Genomic DNA, 21874 nt, shown 5'->3' with positions numbered 1-21874 from the left:
GACTCGATTTTATTGTTACTTCTAACTTTTATATCTTATTTTTTTCTCTTAATGCCTCTTCATAAAGGATCGCTTAATTGTTAAGATTTTTGTCCTAATTCTACTGAGCGTTTGTAAGCAGCATAAACGGCTTCAATCACAGCCGAACGAAAGCCCTGTTTTTCGAGTTGGGCGACACCTGCGATCGTTGTACCGCCTGGGCTTGTGACTTGATCTTTGAGTTGAGCGGGATGTATTCCTGTTGTCTGTATGAGTTGGGCGGTTCCTAGAACGGTTTGTAAGGCTAACGGTAACGCGATCGCTCTGGGGAGTCCTGCGGCTACACCCCCATCGGCTAAGGCTTCGATCATCATCGCCACAAAAGCGGGGCCTGATCCCGATAAACCAGTGACAGCATCCATCAACGACTCGGAAACTTCTACCACTTCCCCAATAGCACAGAATATATTTTTTGTCAAGGATAAATGATGAGATTGAACGTGTTTTCCAGAAGCGATCGCCGTCATTGCCGCGCCTACGGTTGCAGGAGTATTGGGCATAACCCGAATAATGGGATTATTCAAAAAAATCTCTTCTAAGCGTTTGAGGGGAACACCTGCCAGGATCGAAATCATCAAGGTAGTAGAAGAAAGCTCAGATAAATCACCCGACACAGTCGATAAGACTTGCGGTTTGATGGCGAGTAAAATCACTTCGGATTGAGTCACCGAACGATTATCAGAGGTAACATTTACTTGATATTTTGCTTGTAAAAATTCTTGCCTTTGCTGTTGCGGTTCACTGATTAATACAGTATTGGGATCATAAATTTGTTGAGCGAGCAACCGAGAGAGAATTGCTTCGGCCATCACTCCCCCGCCAATAATTCCTAATTTAATAGACACTATCACTCCACTATTGATCTACAGATAGCTACTCTTCAATTTATTTTAAAGAAATAAAAAGACCATCATGACAATGGTCGATTATTTATTATATTCTCATTATTGAGTTAATTTTTATTGAGCAATACGATTTACATCGGCTCCCCAAGACGAGGTTGAGGTGCTACGAAAATTGACTTTAGAGGTTTCAGTAACATCATGAAGTGCGCCCCCTAAAGTGCTAACTTTGACACAGCTAGGGGTAAAGAGAAAAATGCTTTCACCAATTCGCTCTTGATGTCCATCAATGGCAAAAGTTCCACCAGCGACAAAATCTACTGCTCTTTGTGCCTCTTCGGGGTCCATCACATTAAGATTTAGGACAACCGATTTACGCTCTTTTAAGGTTTGAATCACTTGCGGCATTTCATCAAAGGAATGGGGTTCAATAACCACAACTTCAGCATTATTATTAGTAATTCCAGGCATTCCGATGACGTTGCTGGTTCTGTTTATTCCTAGAGAGGTATCAGGGGGAAAGTTCATAGTCTCACGAGATCGGCGATAAGGGGTGGGTTCTGGTTTGGCTGGTTCTTCCTCTTCTTCCTCTTCAAAATTTGAGGATTGTTGCCATTTATGATCTGGGTAGTCAGTTTCGTAATCGTCGTTGTCAGACTCCGATGAGCTAACAAAGTTTTTTATTTTTTCAAAGAGGTTAGTCACAGTTTATGATCCTTTCAAACTTCTGTTTCAAGTTAGACTCAGCATTAGAATACGCCAAGAGCAGTATTGAAGTTTAGTGTTTTTCCTTGTTTTTTGTTCCTTTACTTAGTACAATTGAACTAAGTAAAATCAGTAAAATGTAGATGCAAAAAGACTAAATAATTCTTTCGTTGTAGTCGCGGAAAGTGATTGTTTAGTTCCCTAAAAAAATTAGGGTTGTAAGTTAATAATTGCATTTGACATTTTAAGATATAAAGACCAATAATTCACAAAAATTATTTTAAATCCTGACTGTGAGCAATTGCTCAAATTGATTGGCGTTCCCCAAACAGTATCGTTCCTAGGCGAATCATCGTTGCACCTGCTCGAATTGCTAACAAATAATCATTAGACATTCCCATCGATAATTCAGTTAATGATAAGTGGGATCGTTGATTAATATTTTGAGATAGTTCATTTGTTTTATTAAAAGCGACTAATTTTTCCGATTCCGATAAGCCCAAGGGTAAAATTGTCATCAAACCTTGAATTTTGAGTTGTTGAAACTGCGCCAAGGCGGGTAGATCTTGAAGTAATTGGGATGTTTCCCAGCCATACTTATTGGGATCGCTCAAAATTTTGACTTGTAAACAAACTTGAGGAGAGATGTTCATCTCTGTAGCCAAACGATCGAGGCGTTGCGCTAAGGTTAGATTATCAACTGAGTGAAGCCATTGAAAATGTTCTAACACCTTTTTAGCTTTATTCGCCTGTAAATGCCCGATAAAATGCCAACAAATATCAGGTAAATCTTTAAGTTGTTCCTGTTTTGGGATCACTTCTTGTAAGCGACTTTCCCCAAAATCACGTACACCAACTTGATAAGCTTCTCGTATTGCTGCGGCTGACACTTGCTTACTTACAGCAATTAAACGGACATGACTCGGTAGAGATTGACGAATTTTTTCAATTCGTTGGGCGATCGTCATAATGAAAATAGAACTTATCAAACAAATGGGTAAAACATCTCCGTCTTTGATTAACGGCTTATTAATTTATACCTTTCTTAAGATAGACCGATCGCAATTCAATAAATCGTTATATTACGAGTGAAAAAATTAAAAAGGTCATTAACGCCTAAACGTTCTTGACTGTAAGGAGTTTAACACAATGCAACTGAAACCTATAGCCCAACAAGTGGTTACGGTAGTTGGAGCATCTAGCGGAATTGGACGAGAAACAGCCCTTCGGTTTGCCCAACGTGGGGCTAAGGTGGTAGTAGCGGCGCGAGGTCAAACGGGCTTAGAATCTTTAGTAAACGAGATTCGTACAGGTGGAGGTGATGCAGTATCTATTGTGGCTGATGTCGCCGATTTTAATCAGGTTAAAGCGATCGCAGATTATACTATAGCAACCTATGGACGGCTCGATACATGGGTTCAGGTTGCCGCTACGGGTGTCATGGCTCCTTTTGACCAGCTTACGCCAGAAGAGTTCAAACGTATTATTGATGTGGATTTGATGGGACAAGTATACGGAGCAATGGTCGCTTTACCCCATCTTAAACGAGAAGGACGAGGAGCATTAATCCACATTTCCTCGATGGAAGGTCGTCGCTCTATGCCTTTGCAAAGTGCTTACTCAAGTGCTAAACATGGTATTGAGGGATTTTTGGAATCGATGCGCGTGGAACTGAAACACGAAGGCATTCCTATTAGCGTCACGAGTGTAAAACCTGCTGTGATCAACACGCCATTTTATAATCATGTTCGGACTAAATTAGGCGTTAAACCGACAGGAATTCCGCCTTACTATCAACCCAGTTTAGTCGCTGATGCCATTCTTTACACTGCCGAGCATCCAACGCGTGATTTTATTGTTGGGGATATCGGAAAAATACTCGATGTGTTACAACGACTTTCGCCACCATTGGTAGATGCTTTATTACTTTTGATCGCTTTTCCGGGGCAGCGCACAAATGAGCCTAAATTTGAGAGTGCAGAAGATAATTTATTTGAACCGATGCCAAGTGATAACCGAGTAGAAGGAGATTTTGGACATTTAACGATTCCTAGTCTTTCTGACTGGTTAATGAGACATCCTACAATAACAGCTATGCTCATTGGGTCAATTTTAGTAACTGCTGCGTTTTTGGCTATTAGTTAGGGAAAAGCGATCGCCTTTCTTTAACTCAATTTCTCTAAAATCATTTTTACGGCAGTTAGAATCAGATGAGGTTGATCCGTCCAAATAAAATGACTACTCTGATTTGCTTCTAGTTGAATACAATCGGATGATAAAGTTAATAAATTATCGTGCATTTTTTCCCGTAGTCGGTTTGTTGCTTGTAACGGAATAACCGATGTCCAAATGGACGGGTTAAAAAAATGTTTGGCTTTGATGCTAACAATGGGTAATGAACCAAACTGATTTGCTTTTTTGAGTTGTTCGCTACTAATATCTAAATTCAGCATTTCTCGAATCATAGTTATCCAATGTTGCGGACGACAGAAAGAACGCTTAATCGGGTAAAGTTGATCTGGGGAAAACTGGCGTAATTCTGGTTTAATTAGCTCAAAAATGCCTATTGTTTTCAGTAATCGGATAATTCCTAGCAATGCTCCTAGAATAGACATCACAAAGCCAGAAATGAAAAAATATTTTAATGCTTTTAGTTGTATGGGCATCTTTAGCATAGCTGTTTCGTGGAGTCCATCAGTTAGAACCATTCCGATCACTTTTTCGGGAAACTGATGAGCGTATAACCGAACGTTATAACTACCGAAAGAATCACCCACTAAAATATAAGGAGGAGTAATTCTTGCTTGAGTGAGAAGAGTATCTAATTCTTTAACAATTTGCTCACTCGTTCGAGGATAAGGACTTTGAGCGCTCCATCCATAACCTGCGCGATCGTAAATACAGACTTTTGTTAATTTTGCTAGTTCCTCTACCAGCAAATACCCCTCAACTCCGCCTAAACTGTGATCGATAACAATAGTTGGGCTTGCATTTCCCGCAATATAATAATGTAAATAATAGCCACCGACATCGATTCGTTTACCTGGTAGTGGCTTTTGATTTTCAACCCAACTTTCTAGAATTTGATAGATCGTAGTAGCAACTAAAAGAAGGGTTTGAATATTCATTTAGATAAATCCTTGACAAAAACAATATATTATGTTATTGCTTTGTGATAAATTCTAGACGAGATAAGGCGCTTGTTGCAGACTCTCTGACGTACTCATCAACGGTTTCATTATTAGCCAATTCGGTTAAGACTTCTAGACCACGACGATCGCCAATTGAACCAAGAGCATTAATGATCGCAATGGATAGAGCCAGATTATCGGTTGTTTTTAAAGATTCGATGAGAATATCGAGTGCTGGTGTGCCTATTTGCCCTAAAGCCATTGCTGAGGCGATATAGACAACAGGATCGGGATCATTGAGAGATTGCTTTAATCCTTGTAAACCCATTTCGGGGAAAGAGACTTCAGGATGATTAAGAGAAATTTGGGCTAAAGCTTTGACACAACTGCCTTTGATGGTTGTATTTTGGCTATTTAGTAATGTTTCTACTACAGGAGGAACCGCATCAACACCAATTACCCCTAAAGCGACTACCGCAGAACGTCGGTGGGAGACATCCGCTTCATCTAACATCTGCATCAAACGAGGAATTGTAGTCTCATCTCGAACTTCAGCGAGATCGAGCATCGCACGTTTCCTCATGTAAGGGTTAGGGTGGTTGAGTTGTTCAAAAAGAGTATCTATCGTCATGTTTTTAAATATAGTTTCTTAATTATATTATCCATAGCTTAGGGGACTTCTGGCCGATCACTTAACCCCTTTTTTGAGGCAAAGCAACTGACTAAAAGTCCCCTAGAGTTTAATTCAAGACAATTACTACGACAAGGAGTTGATCACATAGTCGAGGTAAGAGCGGAATTCAACTAAAGCTTGAGAAGACATATCACGAGGAGCGCAAGCGCGATCGCGGGTGTATTCAAAAGCAGCTACATAAGGAGCAGTAGGTAGGTTTAAAGCGCGGTAAACTTCACGTTGACCAGCAATACCCCACTCATCAAGAGGACCTGTACCACCAACAACTAAGCTGTAGTTGATGAGACGTAGGTAGTGTTTGATATCACGGTAGCATTTGTCAACTTTGGTTTGGTTTTCGCCAGCTTCACCAGCACTTTTTAAGTAGGGATACTTTTTGAATACTGTATCTCCAGCTTCTTGAGTAACTTTATCTAGACCAGCAGCAAGTTTTTCAGCAGCTTCTAAACGAGCATTAGCGCGTTGTAAGCTTCCTTGTACGGATTCTAAATCTGACTGGGTGGGAAAACGTCCGGCTGAGTCAGCCGCAGCGACTGTAGTAGTAGCAACAGATTTCATTGTTTAGATTTCTCCTTTAATGGATCACAAAGTAAATGGCTTCGTCGTTACAAAATAACTTAGCTAAGAACGGAAATAACGCGATCGAAGTAGCTTGCAGCTTCAGCAGTGATAGCAGCACAGTCACCTTGAATCATTTCCATTTTCCGTTCAGAGGTGTTGTTGATGTGAGCAACAGCACAGGCCTTCATGATGCCAACTGCACGAGCAGTAGACTGAAGGGGTACACCTAAAGCAACATAGGTTTCTTTTAAACCATTTAAGCAACGATCATCTAATACAGACGCATCACCTGATAATAAAGCGTAGGTAATATAGCGTAAGACGATTTCAGCATCGCGTAAGCAAGCAGCCATACGACGGTTGGGGTAGCAGTTACCACCAGCTTGGATTAGACCTTGGTTTTCGCAGATCATTCCAGCTACGGAGTCGGAAACGATACAGCTTGCGTTGCTAGCAATAGCGTTAACAGCGTCTAAACGTTTGTTACCTTCAGCAATGAATTTTCTGAGGTTTGCTAGTTCTTGTCCACCGATGGCGGAAGTTTTGCTATCAGCAGTTACAACTGCTCTGGAAAAAGCGTCAAGCATTGAGCTCTCCTTAATATAAACAAAATGACTTTCTTATGACTCGGATTAGCTTTGAATAACTCTGCTAATCGATATTTGACAATAAAAGCTAGAGGTGTCTATTGTCTCAATTCTTAAAAACTAAGTAACATTTTGTAATTTTTTTTTGTGAAGTCCTTTTTCTTCATTTTGGCTTGATCCCCTTATCTGATAAGCCTTGGAGAGCCGTAAAAATGTTTTAAGATCTTGTTTCATTTCTTGTGACTCATCTCATCTACTCGTTTATTTATTAAGTTTTGTTAATTTTGTATAAAAATCTTGACAAAAAAATCATTATATGAAATTGCCCACACAATCAAAGAGAGCAAATCCCGACAAAATAGCGTAGGGTTTTGAAAACCAAACCCTATTAAAGAAAAATCTTTTTTGCTTGTTAATTTTTAATCAAAGATTGTAAAGTTTGTAAGAGTAATTTTTCCTGAAAAGGTTTAGAAAAATAAGCAGATGCACCTAAATTCATAGCAATAGAGCGGTGTTTCTCGCCACTACGAGAGGTTAACATGACAACTGGTATATTCTGACCAATAGAATCAGTTTTATAATTAGCTAAAAATCCATAACCATCGAGACGAGGCATTTCAATATCACAAATAATTCCTTGTACTCCTAAACCGCGTTGTAATTTTTCTAAAGCATCTTGACCATCTTTTGCTTGTTCGACTTGATATCCAGCTTTTTCGAGAGTGAGTGCTAAAAGACGACGAACATTAATTGAATCATCAATAACTAAAAGAGTAGCTTTTTGGGCTGTTGGTTGGGAGTTAGAAATAAAAGAAGAGGATAAGAAAGAAGGAGGAAAACTCGGCTGTAACAACAGTGCTGGATCAATCAGAGGAACAACGCAACCATCACCTAAAATTGTACATCCCGTAAAGCCATTAGGTAATTTTAAATTCCCTTCAACAGGACGAATCGTTACTTCTTGTTCACCCCAATATCGCTCAACCCATAGCCCGATATAATTATTTCCTAGGGCGATCTTAAGTATAGTTGGTTTGTCAATACTCGGTAAAGACTCATGATCTCTTTGAGTATAAACAGTCGGAATATTTAACCAGTCTTTGAGATAAATTAAAGGAAATAATTCAGATTCTTCTTTTAAAAAAGTTTGTCCTTTGAATTGTATAATTTGAGAAGGTTCAGGTAGGATCATTGCTTCGATCGCATTACAAGGAACAGCCATTAACATTTGTTCGACTTCAATTAACAGAACTCGAATTAAGGATAATGTCATCGGCACAGTAATCGTAAATGTTGTTCCCTGACCCGCAAGAGTGCTAACTTTAATATCACCTTGCATTTGTTGAACTTGAGTTTTAACAATATCCATACCGACACCTCGCCCTGAAAGTTCGCTCTTATTTTCGGCTGTACTAAAACCAGGTTCAAAAATCAGATTTAATAAGTCATCAATAGTAGCTTTAGCGATGATATCTTCATCTAATCCCATCTTATGAGCTTGGGAGCGAATTTTATCGAGATTTATTCCTGCTCCATCATCTTGTATCTGAATTATTGTATGATTGCGAACCGTAGAAGCACTAATTGTAATCGTACCTTGAGGCGGTTTTCCTACTTCTTTGCGCTTTTCGGGATCTTCGATGCCATGATCAAAAGCATTCCGCAATAAGTGTAACAAAGGATCATTTAAAGATTCTAAAATAGTGCGATCGATTCTGGTGGTTTCCCCTTGTATTTTTAGCTCGACGGGTTTACCATATTTGAGACTCATATCTCTTAAAGCTCTGGGAAAATGGGCGATTAAATCCGTAAGAGGGCGCATTCGGGCTTTAGTTAATTGACTTTGGATGAGTTCAAAAGTCTGTTGTGAATCTTTCGCTGTTTTTTCTGTTTCTGCCAAATAAATATCTAAATCATTTGCCACTTCTTCGATCTGGAAAATTGTCTCCATCACTTCTTGAGAAAGAGGATGTAAATCACTGTAATTATCCATTTCGAGATTATCAAACAGAGCTAAATGTGGTTTGACGCTATTTGTTTTAATAGGAATTACTGAAGATGTGTATCCTTGTATTCTCTGATCATAAAGAGAGCGCAAAGCTTGACTAGAACTTTCTAAACGCTGAATTCGTTGATTGAGAAGATTAAATAATCGTCGCAATCGTTGTAATTGTAAATCCATGCTATTACGTCCGATGGACATTTCGCCAAACAAGTCCGCAAGCTCAGTAAGAAGAGAAGAAGAGACACGTAAGGTTTTTTCTTCAGTTGAAACGGTTTCTATTTTTAATTCTTCGGGTGATGTCGTCTCAGTTTCTAGAGTTGGAATTACTGTAGAATGATTTAGCAAAAATTCGCTCGTAATTGCCTCTTTTTGCCCGACAATCACCATCGCTTGAGCGCGTCGCCATGCTTGAATTGCTGAAAGTGCGATCGCATCAATTCCCTCAGTTGCTGATTTTAAGTGTTCATAAATGGAAGTACATAAGCGACTAAACTGGGGAAGTTGCAGCATTTCCCCCAGTCCCCCCAATTCTTGGGAAATCGACAATATCTCCTCCCTTAAATTCGTGGGCTGAGGTTGGGCTATAATCGATTCTAAGCCTTGTAAACAGCTTTCGACCTCTGTTTCAAAGATTAAGACCGTCATCTCCTCCCCAACGTCTTCTGATAGGAGGCTCAGAGATTTTTCTGGGGTGAGTTCCCCAATGCGATCAAGTAATCCTTGAAAAATCGGCTCAACTTGCTCCGACAGCCATTCAGGGGCGATCGTTTCGGCTCCCTGACGATAAAAAGACGAGATTTGTCGAAGTTGATCGACGGATGAAAGAAAAAGACTTTCGACAGTTTCGTCGATTTCTGGTTTTGAGTGGCTTTTTAGCACTTTAAAAAAATCTTCTAAGCGGTGGGCGAAGTCGCTAAGGGTTTGATATCCCATCATCGCCGCCCCTCCTTTAATTGAATGAGCCGCCCTTAAGACTGCATCGAATTGCGCCGAGGTGATTTCTTTAGTCGAACAGCCTAACAATGCTGATTCAATAACATTAAGGTAGTCGCCCGCTTCGTCTAAAAACTGTCGTTTAATGTCTTGCTCTTTCATCGTTTTACCCGCTAACTTTAAACTGACTAACAGATGCTTGTAAATCTTGAGCGATCGCCACAGTTGCCTCTAAAGAGTTTGACATTTCTTGAGAAGATGTCGCGGTTTCTTGGGAAATCTGAGCGATATCGTGCATTAATTGCGTAATTTTTTGTGCTGTTTCGTTTTGGGATTCCGTTTCTTGAGAAATCGCATAAAAAAGAACGTCAATCTGTTGAGCAATGCCGAGAATTTTCTCTAAACTTTGCTTGGTTTCTTCGACTAAACGACTTTCCTCAACGACTTGAGTTGTACCGACTTCCATCGCTTTAATAACTTCATTGGTTTCTAACAAAATTGCATCGACAATTTGTTCAACTTCTTTAGTAGCTGAGGTTGATTGTGCGGCTAATTGTCCAACTTCTTCTGCTACAATGGCGAAACCTCTTCCCTCTTCTCCGGCTCGTGCGGCTTCAATACTTGCATTAACGGCTAAGAGGTTAGTTTTGAGGGCGATTTGATTAATTAAAGAGACAACTTTAGAGATTTGTTGCGATGATTCCCCTAAACGCTTCATTTTCTTGGCGGTTTCAGCAACGGTAGAGCGTAACTGTTGATTATTGGCGACGGTTTTTTCGATCATCGTGCCACTTTTTTGCGCCGTATCTGAGGCTATTTTGGCTACTTGTGAGGCTTTCCGGGCTTTGTTGGCGATTTTCCGGCTAGAAATCGTCATCTGTTCCCCAAATAAGACGCTTTGCTGAATTACTTCGGCTTGTTTTGATGCTTCAGAGGCTAATTCACCGATGGCTTGTTGTTTTTCACCAATTGAATAATTGACTTTTTCGGCGGATGATTTAACCTGTTGGACGATTTCTCGCAAATTTTCGACAATAGCGTTAAAAAAGTCGGCGACAATACCAATTTCTCCTGCTGTGATATCTGCTCTTACGGTGAGATCCCCTTGTGCTGCACCTTCAATATTCGACAGGAGGGCTAAAAGTTCTTTTTGTCGATTTTCATTTTCTTGGCGATCATTTTCGGCACTGATTTGCACTTGTTCGAGTAAACTACCCGTCATAGCGATTCCGAGTTGATTGGCTTGGTTTGTGAGAAAATCGATTTCGTGGGATTGCCATTCATGCACATTGGCGCAGTGATGGGCGACGAGAATTCCGAAAAGATTACCACTTTGGATGATGGGAGTGACTAAATTGGCTTGTATGTCAAGACGTTTCATCAATTCGATATGTTCTGGATGAAAACCCGATTGATAGACGTTATTGGTGGCTTTAACTCGTCCTCTTCGGTATGCTGTAATTAAATCCGATGGTATGCAAGCATCGCCAATTCGTTCGGATAAGGCTGACTGCCAGGGCGATCGCAATGCTTCGGCGGCTACATAGCCACTCCAGTCAGGGTTAAAGCGATACACTACTACTCGATCTACATTAAGTGCTTCTCGAATCTCGGCTAAAAGACTGGTTAGGAGTTTTGTTTGTTCGTCGATGGTTTTAATGCGAGCAAATTTTCCAAAGGTTTGATTTAGGTGAATTTCCCCTTTTTGGTCTTGTACTAATTTTTGTATGCGTTCTGCCATTTGGTTGATGTTAGATCCTAAAATGGCTAGTTCATCTTCTCCCATGAGATTTAAACGGGCTTCTAAATTGCCATCACTCAGTTGTTGACAGGTTTCTGAGGCTTGCTGTAGGGGGTTAGTTAAACGCTTGGCGAGATAAAGTGCGATCGCAATGAGCAGTCCAGATGATACACCTGTACCGAGTAAGAAGAGCCAAAGAAGTTGGTTTTTAAGAATATTAGCCCGATTTTGTAAAGGTTCAACTTGCTTGGGTTTCGCCGAGGTAATGATTTCATCCATTGCGTTTGATGACAAGTTATAGCTTAATCCGCCAATGGTTAAAACGGGAAGGGTTCCTATTGCGATCGCTAATAATATTGCTTTTGTTCTTATACTTAATTTTGACCACCAAGGAAGCGAGTTTACTGATTCAGTTTGATTTACTATTGGAGTAGTGCTTTGAGTTTTGTCACGGGGTACAAACTCTATTTTTTGATTTTCGACGAGTAAAGTTTGATTGTTTTTTCTATTTGCATTCATTTTGAATAATCCTCTATTTAAGTTTCGTGTAATTGAGGTGAGTTAATAATCGCAGATACGTCTAAAACTAAGAGATTATTTTGCTCCTCGGTGATAATCCCTTTTAGATAAGGAACGATCCCCGAACTCACTATATTTAATGGTGATTGTATTTGCTCTATGGCAAATTTAGTAACTTCTTGAATAGCTGTTACAGCCAATCCTAAAATTACATCTGAATCTCTAACAAAAATGAGATTATATTCTCTTGTTTCTGATTTTATTGTGGTGATTTGCAACAATTGGGCTAAATCAACTACCCAATAAATTCTATTGCGTTGATTGACTAATCCTAATACACAATTTGGCATATTAGGAATGGGGGTAATTTTTTCTTTTGTACTGATAATGGCTTCCTGAATTTGTGATGTTGCAATAGCTGCGATCGTGGAGCTATTTAGTTGTACTTTTAGATAAGAGTCTAATTGAATATTAGGCGTTTGAATAATTAAATCATTCATGATTTTCCGTAACAGATTGTACAGCTTGAATCAGTTGTTTACTGGTAAAAGGTTTAGTGACATATACATTAATTCCTTGTTTTAATCCCCACAAACGATCAATATCTTGATTTTTTGAGGTACAAGCAATAATTGGTAATTTTTGTGTTTCAGGCTTTTTCCTCAGCATTCGACAAAACTCTAAACCACTAATACCAGGCATTACTAAATCAGTAATAATCACATCTGGTAATTGAACCGCTAACCTATTTAAAGCTTCTTTAACTTCATTGGCTGTCCAAACTAAATAACCAGCTTCTCTCAGGTAATTTCCGATTAATGCTTGTTCAGATAATGTATCTTCAACAATCAAAACTGTTTTCATTTTCACTCCTAATTCAATAAAATGTTTAGCCTTTCTTTAAGTCAAATATCGAAAAATTATTTTTAATAATTCCGTTTGATTAAAGGGTTTAGTTAGATAATCAGTTGCACCAGCAATTTTAGCTTTTGCTCGATCAATCAATCCTTTATTTCCCGTTACCATAATAATTGGTGTGGTTTTAAATAAAGAATGATTTCGTAAGAGCCGACACAGTTGATAACCATCTAAATTAGGCATAGAAACATCCATTAATATTAAGTTAGGTTTAATTCGTATGACTTCCATCAATGCTTTGAGTGGATCATTGACGGTATGTACTGAAAAATTATGATCAGCTAAAAAATGATTGAGTTGTTTAAGCATAATTGGACTATCATCAATACAAATAATTGTTCCGCTATTTTGAACGATTTTAAGCGGTTTATTATCTAAGAAAATATTATTATTTTGCTGAATTGTTTCTCTTTTAACAATTGATGAATTATTAAGTTGTGTTTGAGATGTTGCAAGAGATGGTAAATCCGAAAAAGGTGGGCGTGGTTCCCGCAAAATAACGACACCATTTGTAATCAAAGGATGTAAACCTTGAGCAATTCTAAGAACATCTTGATCGAGGATAGCGGCTAATTGTCGAAAACTAAATCCTTTTAAAAAACGGCTTAGTTGCTGTTGTTTTTCGCTAGAAAGTTGATTATTTTGGGAATTGTATTGACTAAAAAAATAAGGTCTTTGATAAGAAGAGAAAATTTGGGGTGCTAATGTTTGCCATTCTGCTAAATTTTGTAAGATTTTTTTTAAAAAAGAATAGACTTCATTTTGAACAATAAAAGTTACTTCATGCCAAATATTATTAGGTAAAATATTTAGATTAAAATTAGGTAATAAAAGACAAGCTTCTAAAACTTCTTCCATAACCTTATTTATTAAAAATACCGCTTCTTCTTGTTTAATATATTCTTGTTGTAATAACCATTTAATTGCTTCATAGTCACTAGAAGTTAAAGAATTATTAGTTTGATGATTAGACTCAAATTTGACCCGAACTTGACTACAGGTAAAACCGTTGATTTGTGTATTACTATGGCTTAATCGTTTTAAATATCGTTCTAATCGTTCAAATGGCTCAAGTGAGTTAGTTGCATAAAACAATTTACCAAGCTCAAAATAGATCCACCAATACACAGATTGATGTGAAATTTCTAAACAGCCGCTAAATTCATTTTGTGCAAGTTGAAGCAAAAGATCATAAGTTGAATTAGCCGAATCATTCCACATATTCATTGAGTTCTCTTCGGTTGCTTAAAACAGCATTATATCTGACCTAATTAGGAAATTTAGGGTTTGAAAATTATAGAAGCATTAACAAGAGTTTATCATTAAGCGTTTCCCTTATAGATTGAGTCATCAAGTTTTTTATAATCCAAAACATTATTAACATGATTCGTCTCCACAAAAATTAAGCTTTCACTCTCTTTTTTCTGGCTCAAACCGTATAAGTTTTGTTAGAAGACTTAAAGGATGAGAGAAATGCTAGATTTTGCCAATGGGTAAACTTATACCAATTCTAAAAAATTTGACTACAGATCCTGATGAGCGATCCCCCCAACCGCAGGCGGGGGGCTCAAAACCTGTAGCATTGGAAAAGTGAATTGGTATTATGTGTCATCAAGCTATTTATAAAAATAAATCATAAATATGAAAAACTTGTGACAATTATGATGATTTGCCTAAATTTTTGGGAATATTTAGAGTAAAGCATCTCAATTAGGGTTGGTATGAGACTTCTATTAGTGGAAGATGATCAGCTTCTCGCTCAAAAGCTAGTAACAGACTTAATTCGTCAGCATTATGTTGTCGATGTTGCTAGTGATGGGGAAATGGGCTGGAATTATGCTCAGTCGGTGACATATGATCTCATTCTTTTAGAAGTGAGTCTGCCGAAACGAGACGGAATTACGCTGTGTCGCCAACTACGGGCTAAAAACTATCACGGGCCAATTTTACTATTAACTGCTCATCAAAACAACGGTACTAAGGTGCATGGGTTGGATGCGGGTGCCGATGATTATATTCTTACACCCTATCACCCTGATGAACTTTTCGCCCAAATTCGCGCTTTATTACGCCGTCGAGATATATATAATACTTCTGTTCTATCTTGGGGGGATTTATGTTTAGATCCAAGTACCTGTCAATTATCATTCAAAGATCAGTATATTTCCCTTTCTGCTAAGGAATATAGTCTTATTGAACTGTTTATGCGTCATCCCCGTCGCATTTTTAGTAGTAATGTGATTTTAGATCATTTATGGTCGTTTGATAATGTTCCAAATAAGGATACAGTACGCGCCCATATTAAACGTTTACGAAAAAAGCTTAAAGATGTAGGAGCGCAAAATTATATTGAAACGGTTTATGGAATAGGCTATCGTTTGAAAGTACCAGAAACTAAAACTAATTTTTCTTTAGATGCCGAGCCAATTTCTTTTACAGTAACTCAAGAGTGGGAACGTCAGAATACTCCTCTTTTAGAACGGGTGATGTTTACTTCAAATTTGCTGTTACAATCTACTGTAGAAGTCGCTCAAGAACAAGCCCAAGAAGCATTTCATCCGTTAGCAGAATTTCCGAGTTTATTTGGTACAAATAGTTTACATCAACGCGATCGGGAAATCTTCCACACATGGACTGAATGTTCTTTATTTAAACCATCTTTGCGCTTTAAGGCTCATAATTCTTCTAATTGTTCTTTTTCTCATCAATTATTGTTAATTAGTCAAGATTATATTTTTGCTGAGTCGTTGCAAACACTTTCTAAAAAAGCTAAGATTCAGATTAATACGGTTTTTACTCTCAAAGAAGTTCAAGAGCAAATTAAGCAGCGATCTCGAAGAGATCCGCAAAGCGGTGCGCCTCATTTGATTCTTCTTGATCTTTCTTCTGTTGCTCAAGTAACTGATGGACTGATTTTTCTAGAAGAACTAACAACACGATATCCTCATTTACCGATTTTGGTTTTTACTGTTGATGAAGAATTATTAACTCGTTTAGAAATTGCGCGACGTGGTGGCAAACGTTTAATCTCAAAATATCTCCCCAGTCAACAACTTTTGGCTTTAATACAAAAAACTTTATCGTCTATTTCCCTAGATAATATTAAGGTTTTGGCGGTTGATGATGATCCTTTATTGCTCGAAGCTTTGCAACAATTACTCCCATCTTGGGGAATAGAATTAACAACTCTTAATGATCCCCGTCAATTTTGGGAAACTTTAATTTATACTGTTCCAGATATTTTGCTTTTAAATGTAGATATGCCCCATATCACAGGAATAGAATTATGTCAAGTAGTCCGCAATGATAATCAGTGGGACAATTTACCGATTTTATTTTTGACCTCGCGCCACGAGAAAGATGTCATTCATAGTTTGTTTAGTGCGGGTGCTGATGATTATGTTAACAAGCCTTTTTGTGAATCTGAATTAATCACTCGAATTTTTAATCGACTCAAGAGAAATAGAGTCTTGAAAAATACGCACTAATTAATTATTTTGCTTTGACTGACTGTAAAGATTTTGCTTGTTCTTTGGCTTGACTAACTTGTCTTGCTGCTTCAACAAATTGAGCGACTCGTATCGGATCAACGGGTTCTGTAATTTTTCCTTGACGTTTCAGGGAACTAGCTACAATTGCACCATCCGCCGCTTGCATCAGATGACTAATATTCTCCCAACTGGCTCCACTTCCGATAAAAACAGGTGTGCCTTTTGCCGCCGCCGTTGCTAATTCTAAATCTTCTAAACTCGGTGGACTCCCGGTCGCCCATCCTGATAATATTACACCGTCTGCGAGCCCTCTTTCAATGGTATCTTGTACGGCAGTGGTTAAATTCGGCGTTCCTAAAGGTCGAGCGTGTTTGACTAAAACATCGGCGAGTATTCCTACATCAGAGCCTAATTCTCGACGATATCGTAATAATTCATAAGCTTGGCCTTCAATAATACCCTGATCCGTCGCCATTACTCCCGTTAGGACATTAACTCGAATAAATTGGGCATTCACACAAGAAGCGATCGCCATTCCGCTTTTAGCATCATTCCGCAGTACATTTATACCAATCGGTAAGACAATTAAATTTTTGACTCGATCTACAATTAAGGTCATCGCACTAACGACGGCGGGATCAACCTGAGATTTAGTAAAAGGGGCATCAAAAAAGTTTTCTATAATAATACCATCGACACCGCCTGCTGCTAAAGCCGTCGCTTCTTGTTCTGCGCGTTCTATGACTGCTTTGAGACTGCCTCCCCAACGAGCCGACGTTGGTAAAGGCCACAGATGAACGACTCCGATAATGGGATGGGCTGTATTGAAGATTTTGATCAAGTCCACTGGATCTATGTTTACCTTTTTCGCATCTGTTATGGAAAGCCAAATGATCATTATACACTGAAAAAAACCATGATCGAAAATGATTTTTTACATCACGATGTACGCTGTTGTAATTCGTGGTAAGCTTCGTAAACTCCCTGTACGTTGTACCAGTTCAAAAATACTCGCGCTACTTCTAGTGCAAGTTGGGGTTTACCGATATCGATGAGCCATTGTAAAAAAGGTGCCATCGTTTTTTCGTTTAATCTTCCACCAACTGAGAGTACACCCCATAAAATACGATGTATCCAAGTCATTTGTATCATTAAACGAACATCCCAAGTCGGGTGTTTTTCATAAAAGAGAACTCCCATTCGTCCCCGTTGGATTTCTTTATCGATTAAATTAGGAATTTGATCTAATTTAAAGGGAGGATGCCAGTGATAGCCAACTGCTTCGGGACATTTAATTAATTGAAGTCCCAGTTTTTTTAATCTTACGCCCAATTCTAAATCTTCCCAACCATACAATTGAAAGCGTGTATCGAAGTTTCCCGCTTTTTCGAGCCATTTTCGAGCAATAGCGACATTTCCTGTGGCAAAATAAGCCCTTGAATAATCGGTAATTTTATAAGGTTCTGAGCTAGGATCATCAAAATTACAGGTATTAATCACCCAACCATAGGTAAAAATGCAATCGTTTCCTTGTTCTTGTTCCCCTTGAATGAGAGCATCAGCGTGAGACTGGAGGAATTTTTCTGTGACGACAAGATCACTATCTATAAATATAATCGTATCACCAGTTGCTTTTTCTACCCCTAAATTACGGGCGGCGGCTGGCCCTTGATGATTTTGTTCAAATACTTTAACGTGGGGATATTCTTTTTGCGAGTTGGCTAACCAATTAAGGGTATCATCTGTTGAACCGTCATCCACGACGACGACTTCATAACCTTGTACTTTATTATCGCTGAGTTGTTGATTTTCTAAGGCTTTGAGACATTTTTCTAAAATCGGTTTACGGTTATAAGTCGGAATGACAACGCTAAAAAACACGGTTTTCGCTTGAGTAGAGATTGAACAGTTCTAGGTTAACATTCAAGCGCGATTCTGGTGTAGGGACTTGAAGACCAAGCCCCGACAATTTTAACGCCAAGTCAACAGGACTAACCCGATAACCAGAATACTTAAACCGACAAAACCGGCAAGAAATCCGTTAAACTGTTCTTGTTTACTGAGGGCTTTTCCTTGGTTACGAGCTTTAAAAGCGTGCCAAACATGACCGCCTAAGAAAGTAACACACAGTGCAAATTGAACGGCGGCAAATTGAGTGCGATCGCTACCATATAATACAGTAGGATAAACAGTATCGTTGAACGCCACAAAATAACAGGATGTAAACGCCATTAGTGCGACACCGGCGAGACTGTAAGACAAAATTCCATGACCGTTAAAAATCAATCTTTTTTTGGCCCAGCTAAAGGGTTCGGTGATAATATGCCAGATACCACCCGCAATACACATCACCCCTACCCAAATATGGCCGCCGATGACATCTTCTAAGTTATTCACCGCCGCCATACCTAATGGGTTCCAATGTCCATCAACAAAACCAAATAGATAACCAAAAATGGTAAACGGATCTAAAGTGGGATTAGTAATTACACGAACATTGTTAATAGCGGGGTCATAAATACCACCCCAGTTCATTGCTTTGGCGACAAATAATAAAGCGGCTACACCGAGAAAGAGGAGATGATGACCTAAAATTAAACCTAACTGTTTAGCATCATTCCATTCATAGTGAAATTTTTTCGCTTGTCCAGTGGCATCTTTTAGTATTACGGGGCCTCGGAAAACATGAAATAAGCCTCCTGCACCTAAAACAGCCGAAGCCGCTAAATGAAGTATTCCGACGACAAAATAAGGATAAGTGTCGATAATCGTCCCATTTGCGCTAATACCCCAGCCTAAACGGGCTAAATTGGGAATTAATAATAATCCTTGTTCAGATAAGGGTAGTTCGGGGTTTAGTTTGGTTAGTTCGACAAGGGTTATCGAACCTGCCCAAAACATGATTAAACCCGCATGGGCGATATGTGCGCCTAATAGTTGTCCCGATAAATTAATGAGACGAGCATTTCCAGACAACCAACTCCAATCATATTGTTGGGAGGTGCGAATATTTGCAGTAGTCATAAATCTTCTAGGTTTTGAATGCAAGGAATCAGAGGGCATTTTCCGCCCTCTACAGAATCATTTAGAATGAAAGTATTGTGTGTAAATATGGGGGGATTTTTTTAATCCCCTTTACTTTTATTCCGCTTCAGCAGTTGCCGGTTTAGCTTTAGAAACAATGGGTTGACCCTCTTTGGGAATAGCTGCATTGTCTAACGCGGTAGTAATGCGTCGAAAATCAAAGCCCATCGCCCGTAGAGCGTGCCAAAGATGCCCTTGTAGGAAGAAGAAGGCAAGGAAGAAATGAGCATTAGCTAACCAAGCACGCGCCGTATGAACGCCCACAGGTAATACAGCAGTATCGGAGAAATAGGGAACAATACCTAATTCAATCTTTAAAGGTTCTCCATAGAATTCGACAGGATAAGCTAGAGTATTGACTGCACAGAAATAGGCCGCAACAAAACCAGCTAAAGCAATGCCACCAAGAGAATAAGATAAAATCGCTTCACCAGAGAAAATTAGAACTTTTTTCGCCCAAGGTAAAGGAGGGGTGATAATGTGCCAAATTCCGCCAGCAATGAGCAAAATAGCGACATAAATATGTCCACCGACTAAATCTTCGAGATTATCAACTGAGGCAAAATGGGTTTGATAGCCGTAGATGGTTAAAGGGTCTAAAGTTGGGTTAGTAACGACGCGAACGGTTTGGGATGCAGCATCATACAGTCCACCGAAAAACATCGCTTTAGCCACGAGTAACAAGGCACCTGCACCTAAGAATAAAAGGTGATGTCCTAAAATCATACCCAGTTGTGCGGGGTCGTTCCATTCAAAATGGAATTTTCTTGCTTGTCCATTCGCTTCTTTTAGGTCACTTTCTGCTTTAAAGGTGTGAAAGAGTGCGCCTGCACCGAGTACGGCGGAAGAGATGAGATGGACTGCACCAACTACAAAGAAGGGATAGGTACTAACGACTTCACCGCCATTACCTACGCCTAAACCTAGAGTGGCAAGATGGGGCAATAAGATTAAACCCTGTTCGCCCATCGGTAAAGTTGGATTATAGCGAGAAATTTCAAATAAGGTAAACGCGCCAGCCCAAAAAACCATTAACGCAGCTTGGGCAACGTGAGCCGAAATGAATAAGCCCGAAAGATTGGCAAAACGAGCATTACCCGCCCACCAGTCATACTTTACCTTGGGTTTTCCGTATGATTGCACTTGTATCTCCTATTAAGTTGTGTTAACTCTGTTTGGCTTGATTGTGCCTTATCTCTCTGTCTTTGCACAATTATTGATAATATTTCTTAATAAATTTATCAGTCTAAGGAGAGAGATAAGGATTAAAAACGTTTATATATAAGCGTTACAGCTTTTAGCATATTTTTTAATTAAGAATAAATACTATTAGGTTTACTTGTAACATTTACTTAACGTGATTAAAATTACTCATCTAACGAGAAATATTCTCAATAATTTGTCAAGATCCTGTAAGCTGATTTTAAGCTTATTGAATTTAATTCTCAACTAGGTAGTCAAAGAGGTCTGTCAAAATGACAACAATTACAGAGGCTTCCTCTATAGAAAATAAAGACTTTCAAGAGATTCCTTGGTGGGCGGGTAATGCTCGTCTAGTTGATATTTCTGGTCGATTATTAGGCGCTCATGTTGCTCATGCTGGCTTGATTGTTTTTTGGGCTGGGGCGATGACTCTGTTTGAACTGTCTCGCTTCGATGTTACTGCACCCATGAGCGAACAAGGATTAATCTTATTACCCCATCTCGCCGCGCTTGGTTTTGGGGTGGGTGCGGGCGGTGCAGTTATTAATACTTACCCCTACTTCGTTATTGGCGTATTACACCTTATTTCGTCTACTTTTATCGGATTTGGCGGAATTTTTCACACGGTACTGGGGACTGAATATTTAGAAACCAAGTATGATTTTTTCGGTTACGACTGGAAAGACACCAACAAAATGACCAATATTCTTGGTTTTCATCTCGTACTATTAGGGTTGGGTGCATTCCTCTTAGTGGCTAAAGCAATGTATTTCGGTGGGTTGTATGACCCTGCGGTGGAAAATGTCAGAGTCATTGAACAACCAACCCTTAACCCAGGTATCATCTATGGTTATTTCTTCGGTGCTGTCGGAAAAAATTGGATTGCAGGGGTTAATAACCTAGAAGATGTCGTTGGGGGTCATATTTGGGTCGGTGCGATGCTCATTGCGGGCGGTATTTGGCACATTTTAACAAAACCCTTTGCATGGACACATCGTTTATTTGTTTGGTCTGGAGAAGCTTATCTATCTTATAGTTTAGGTGCATTGGCATTAATGGGCTTTATTGCGGCTTATTTTTGTGCCATCAATACCACCGTTTACCCAGAAGTCTTTTACGGTTCGCCACTTTCGATTAAATTAGGTCTTTTTCCTTATTTTACAGCAGAAGACCCAACTGTATTAAGCTCAAGAGTTTGGTTAGCTAATACTCACTTTTGGTTAGCTTTCTTCTTCCTCCAAGGGCATATTTGGCACGCTTTACGTTCTGCTGGCTTTGATTTTCGCAAAGGTCGGGTTAACCCTGCATTAGTTCCGACTCAACCGATTTAACTACCTGACTTCCGTTGAGATTTAGTTGTGTCCATTCCCAAACCTAATCTAAATCTCAACTTTCCTCTTTATTTTACATTTTTTTGGTGA

General features: G+C 39.1%; 19 protein-coding genes. 3 read left to right on the top strand and 16 right to left on the bottom strand.

Going from position 1 to position 21874, the window contains the following annotated elements:
- Window positions 1-80: 80 nt before the first annotated feature.
- The 3 genes from proC to C7H19_RS08250 all read right to left on the bottom strand — a co-directional run bounded on the left by proC (window position 81) and on the right by C7H19_RS08250 (window position 2554).
- Window positions 81-884 (bottom strand): pyrroline-5-carboxylate reductase, encoded by an 804-nt coding sequence (gene proC, locus C7H19_RS08260; RefSeq protein WP_106456397.1) that lies wholly within the window; start codon window positions 882-884, stop codon window positions 81-83.
- Between the two features lie 114 nt (window positions 885-998).
- The gene (locus C7H19_RS08255) at window positions 999-1586 is read right to left on the bottom strand and encodes a cell division protein SepF (RefSeq protein WP_106456396.1); all 588 of its coding nucleotides are present in this window, start codon (window positions 1584-1586) and stop codon (window positions 999-1001) included.
- Between the two features lie 305 nt (window positions 1587-1891).
- Window positions 1892-2554 (bottom strand): YggS family pyridoxal phosphate-dependent enzyme, encoded by a 663-nt coding sequence (locus C7H19_RS08250; RefSeq protein ID WP_106456395.1) that lies wholly within the window; start codon window positions 2552-2554, stop codon window positions 1892-1894.
- A 181-nt stretch (window positions 2555-2735) separates the two neighbouring features.
- Between C7H19_RS08250 and C7H19_RS08245 the strand changes: the two genes are divergently transcribed.
- Entirely contained in the window at window positions 2736-3731 is a 996-nt protein-coding gene (locus C7H19_RS08245) for an SDR family oxidoreductase (protein ID WP_106456394.1), read from the top strand.
- 20 nt (window positions 3732-3751) lie between these two features.
- On the opposite strand, the gene C7H19_RS08240 is transcribed toward C7H19_RS08245, so the two are convergent.
- The 9 genes from C7H19_RS08240 to C7H19_RS08200 all read right to left on the bottom strand — a co-directional run bounded on the left by C7H19_RS08240 (window position 3752) and on the right by C7H19_RS08200 (window position 13902).
- Entirely contained in the window at window positions 3752-4714 is a 963-nt protein-coding gene (locus C7H19_RS08240) for an alpha/beta fold hydrolase (protein ID WP_106456393.1), read from the bottom strand.
- 34 nt (window positions 4715-4748) lie between these two features.
- Complete coding sequence (locus C7H19_RS08235; RefSeq protein WP_106456392.1) at window positions 4749-5348, bottom strand: HEAT repeat domain-containing protein; 600 nt, start codon at window positions 5346-5348, stop codon at window positions 4749-4751.
- Between the two features lie 126 nt (window positions 5349-5474).
- A complete protein-coding gene (gene cpeA, locus C7H19_RS08230; RefSeq protein WP_106456391.1) occupies window positions 5475-5969 on the bottom strand; it encodes a C-phycoerythrin subunit alpha in 495 nt (164 codons plus the stop codon).
- Between the two features lie 59 nt (window positions 5970-6028).
- Window positions 6029-6559: a phycoerythrin subunit beta gene (locus C7H19_RS08225; protein ID WP_106456390.1), complete on the bottom strand. Its 531-nt coding sequence runs from the start codon at window positions 6557-6559 to the stop codon at window positions 6029-6031.
- A gap of 412 nt (window positions 6560-6971) precedes the next feature.
- Window positions 6972-9659, bottom strand: a complete 2688-nt coding sequence (locus tag C7H19_RS08220) for a hybrid sensor histidine kinase/response regulator (RefSeq protein WP_106456389.1) — start codon at window positions 9657-9659, stop codon at window positions 6972-6974.
- A gap of 4 nt (window positions 9660-9663) precedes the next feature.
- Window positions 9664-11757: a methyl-accepting chemotaxis protein gene (locus C7H19_RS08215; RefSeq protein ID WP_106456388.1), complete on the bottom strand. Its 2094-nt coding sequence runs from the start codon at window positions 11755-11757 to the stop codon at window positions 9664-9666.
- Window positions 11758-11774: 17 nt separating this feature from the next.
- Window positions 11775-12257: a chemotaxis protein CheW gene (locus C7H19_RS08210; RefSeq protein ID WP_106456387.1), complete on the bottom strand. Its 483-nt coding sequence runs from the start codon at window positions 12255-12257 to the stop codon at window positions 11775-11777.
- Window positions 12250-12621 (bottom strand): response regulator, encoded by a 372-nt coding sequence (locus C7H19_RS08205; RefSeq protein WP_106456386.1) that lies wholly within the window; start codon window positions 12619-12621, stop codon window positions 12250-12252. The genes C7H19_RS08210 and C7H19_RS08205 overlap by 8 nt, the downstream gene beginning before the upstream one ends.
- A gap of 36 nt (window positions 12622-12657) precedes the next feature.
- On the bottom strand, window positions 12658-13902 hold the full coding sequence (locus C7H19_RS08200; RefSeq protein ID WP_106456385.1) for a response regulator: 1245 nt from the start codon (window positions 13900-13902) through the stop codon (window positions 12658-12660).
- A gap of 494 nt (window positions 13903-14396) precedes the next feature.
- Here C7H19_RS08200 and C7H19_RS08195 point away from each other — a divergent pair, with 494 nt between their 5' ends.
- A complete protein-coding gene (locus C7H19_RS08195) occupies window positions 14397-16163 on the top strand; it encodes a response regulator transcription factor (protein WP_106456384.1) in 1767 nt (588 codons plus the stop codon).
- A gap of 4 nt (window positions 16164-16167) precedes the next feature.
- On the opposite strand, the gene btpA is transcribed toward C7H19_RS08195, so the two are convergent.
- The 4 genes from btpA to C7H19_RS08175 all read right to left on the bottom strand — a co-directional run bounded on the left by btpA (window position 16168) and on the right by C7H19_RS08175 (window position 20393).
- Window positions 16168-17013 (bottom strand): photosystem I biogenesis protein BtpA, encoded by an 846-nt coding sequence (gene btpA / locus C7H19_RS08190; RefSeq protein WP_106456444.1) that lies wholly within the window; start codon window positions 17011-17013, stop codon window positions 16168-16170.
- A 92-nt stretch (window positions 17014-17105) separates the two neighbouring features.
- Window positions 17106-18047, bottom strand: a complete 942-nt coding sequence (locus tag C7H19_RS08185) for a glycosyltransferase family 2 protein (protein WP_106456383.1) — start codon at window positions 18045-18047, stop codon at window positions 17106-17108.
- Between the two features lie 90 nt (window positions 18048-18137).
- Window positions 18138-19190: a chlorophyll a/b binding light-harvesting protein gene (locus C7H19_RS08180; protein ID WP_106456382.1), complete on the bottom strand. Its 1053-nt coding sequence runs from the start codon at window positions 19188-19190 to the stop codon at window positions 18138-18140.
- Between the two features lie 117 nt (window positions 19191-19307).
- Window positions 19308-20393 (bottom strand): chlorophyll a/b binding light-harvesting protein, encoded by a 1086-nt coding sequence (locus tag C7H19_RS08175; protein WP_106456381.1) that lies wholly within the window; start codon window positions 20391-20393, stop codon window positions 19308-19310.
- Window positions 20394-20725: 332 nt separating this feature from the next.
- Here C7H19_RS08175 and C7H19_RS08170 point away from each other — a divergent pair, with 332 nt between their 5' ends.
- On the top strand, window positions 20726-21784 hold the full coding sequence (locus tag C7H19_RS08170) for a chlorophyll a/b binding light-harvesting protein (RefSeq protein WP_106456380.1): 1059 nt from the start codon (window positions 20726-20728) through the stop codon (window positions 21782-21784).
- Window positions 21785-21874: the final 90 nt, after the last annotated feature.

This window comes from Aphanothece hegewaldii CCALA 016 (assembly GCF_003007785.1).
In the GTDB taxonomy this organism is placed as follows: domain Bacteria; phylum Cyanobacteriota; class Cyanobacteriia; order Cyanobacteriales; family Microcystaceae; genus Chroococcus; species Chroococcus hegewaldii.
The sequence above is the reverse complement of the archived record's forward strand: the minus strand, read 5'-3'. Positions and strand labels throughout refer to the sequence as shown.

Coding starts and splice junctions, on each gene's coding strand:
- C7H19_RS08250 (WP_106456395.1), bottom strand. CDS start 2,554: ATGACGATCGCCCAACGAATTGAAAAAATTCGTCAATCTCTACCGAGT.
- C7H19_RS08245 (WP_106456394.1), top strand. CDS start 2,736: ATGCAACTGAAACCTATAGCCCAACAAGTGGTTACGGTAGTTGGAGCA.
- C7H19_RS08240 (WP_106456393.1), bottom strand. CDS start 4,714: ATGAATATTCAAACCCTTCTTTTAGTTGCTACTACGATCTATCAAATT.
- C7H19_RS08235 (WP_106456392.1), bottom strand. CDS start 5,348: ATGACGATAGATACTCTTTTTGAACAACTCAACCACCCTAACCCTTAC.
- cpeA (WP_106456391.1), bottom strand. CDS start 5,969: ATGAAATCTGTTGCTACTACTACAGTCGCTGCGGCTGACTCAGCCGGA.
- C7H19_RS08225 (WP_106456390.1), bottom strand. CDS start 6,559: ATGCTTGACGCTTTTTCCAGAGCAGTTGTAACTGCTGATAGCAAAACT.
- C7H19_RS08220 (WP_106456389.1), bottom strand. CDS start 9,659: ATGAAAGAGCAAGACATTAAACGACAGTTTTTAGACGAAGCGGGCGAC.
- C7H19_RS08215 (WP_106456388.1), bottom strand. CDS start 11,757: ATGAATGCAAATAGAAAAAACAATCAAACTTTACTCGTCGAAAATCAA.
- C7H19_RS08210 (WP_106456387.1), bottom strand. CDS start 12,257: ATGAATGATTTAATTATTCAAACGCCTAATATTCAATTAGACTCTTAT.
- C7H19_RS08205 (WP_106456386.1), bottom strand. CDS start 12,621: ATGAAAACAGTTTTGATTGTTGAAGATACATTATCTGAACAAGCATTA.
- C7H19_RS08200 (WP_106456385.1), bottom strand. CDS start 13,902: ATGAATATGTGGAATGATTCGGCTAATTCAACTTATGATCTTTTGCTT.
- C7H19_RS08195 (WP_106456384.1), top strand. CDS start 14,397: ATGAGACTTCTATTAGTGGAAGATGATCAGCTTCTCGCTCAAAAGCTA.
- C7H19_RS08180 (WP_106456382.1), bottom strand. CDS start 19,190: ATGACTACTGCAAATATTCGCACCTCCCAACAATATGATTGGAGTTGG.
- C7H19_RS08170 (WP_106456380.1), top strand. CDS start 20,726: ATGACAACAATTACAGAGGCTTCCTCTATAGAAAATAAAGACTTTCAA.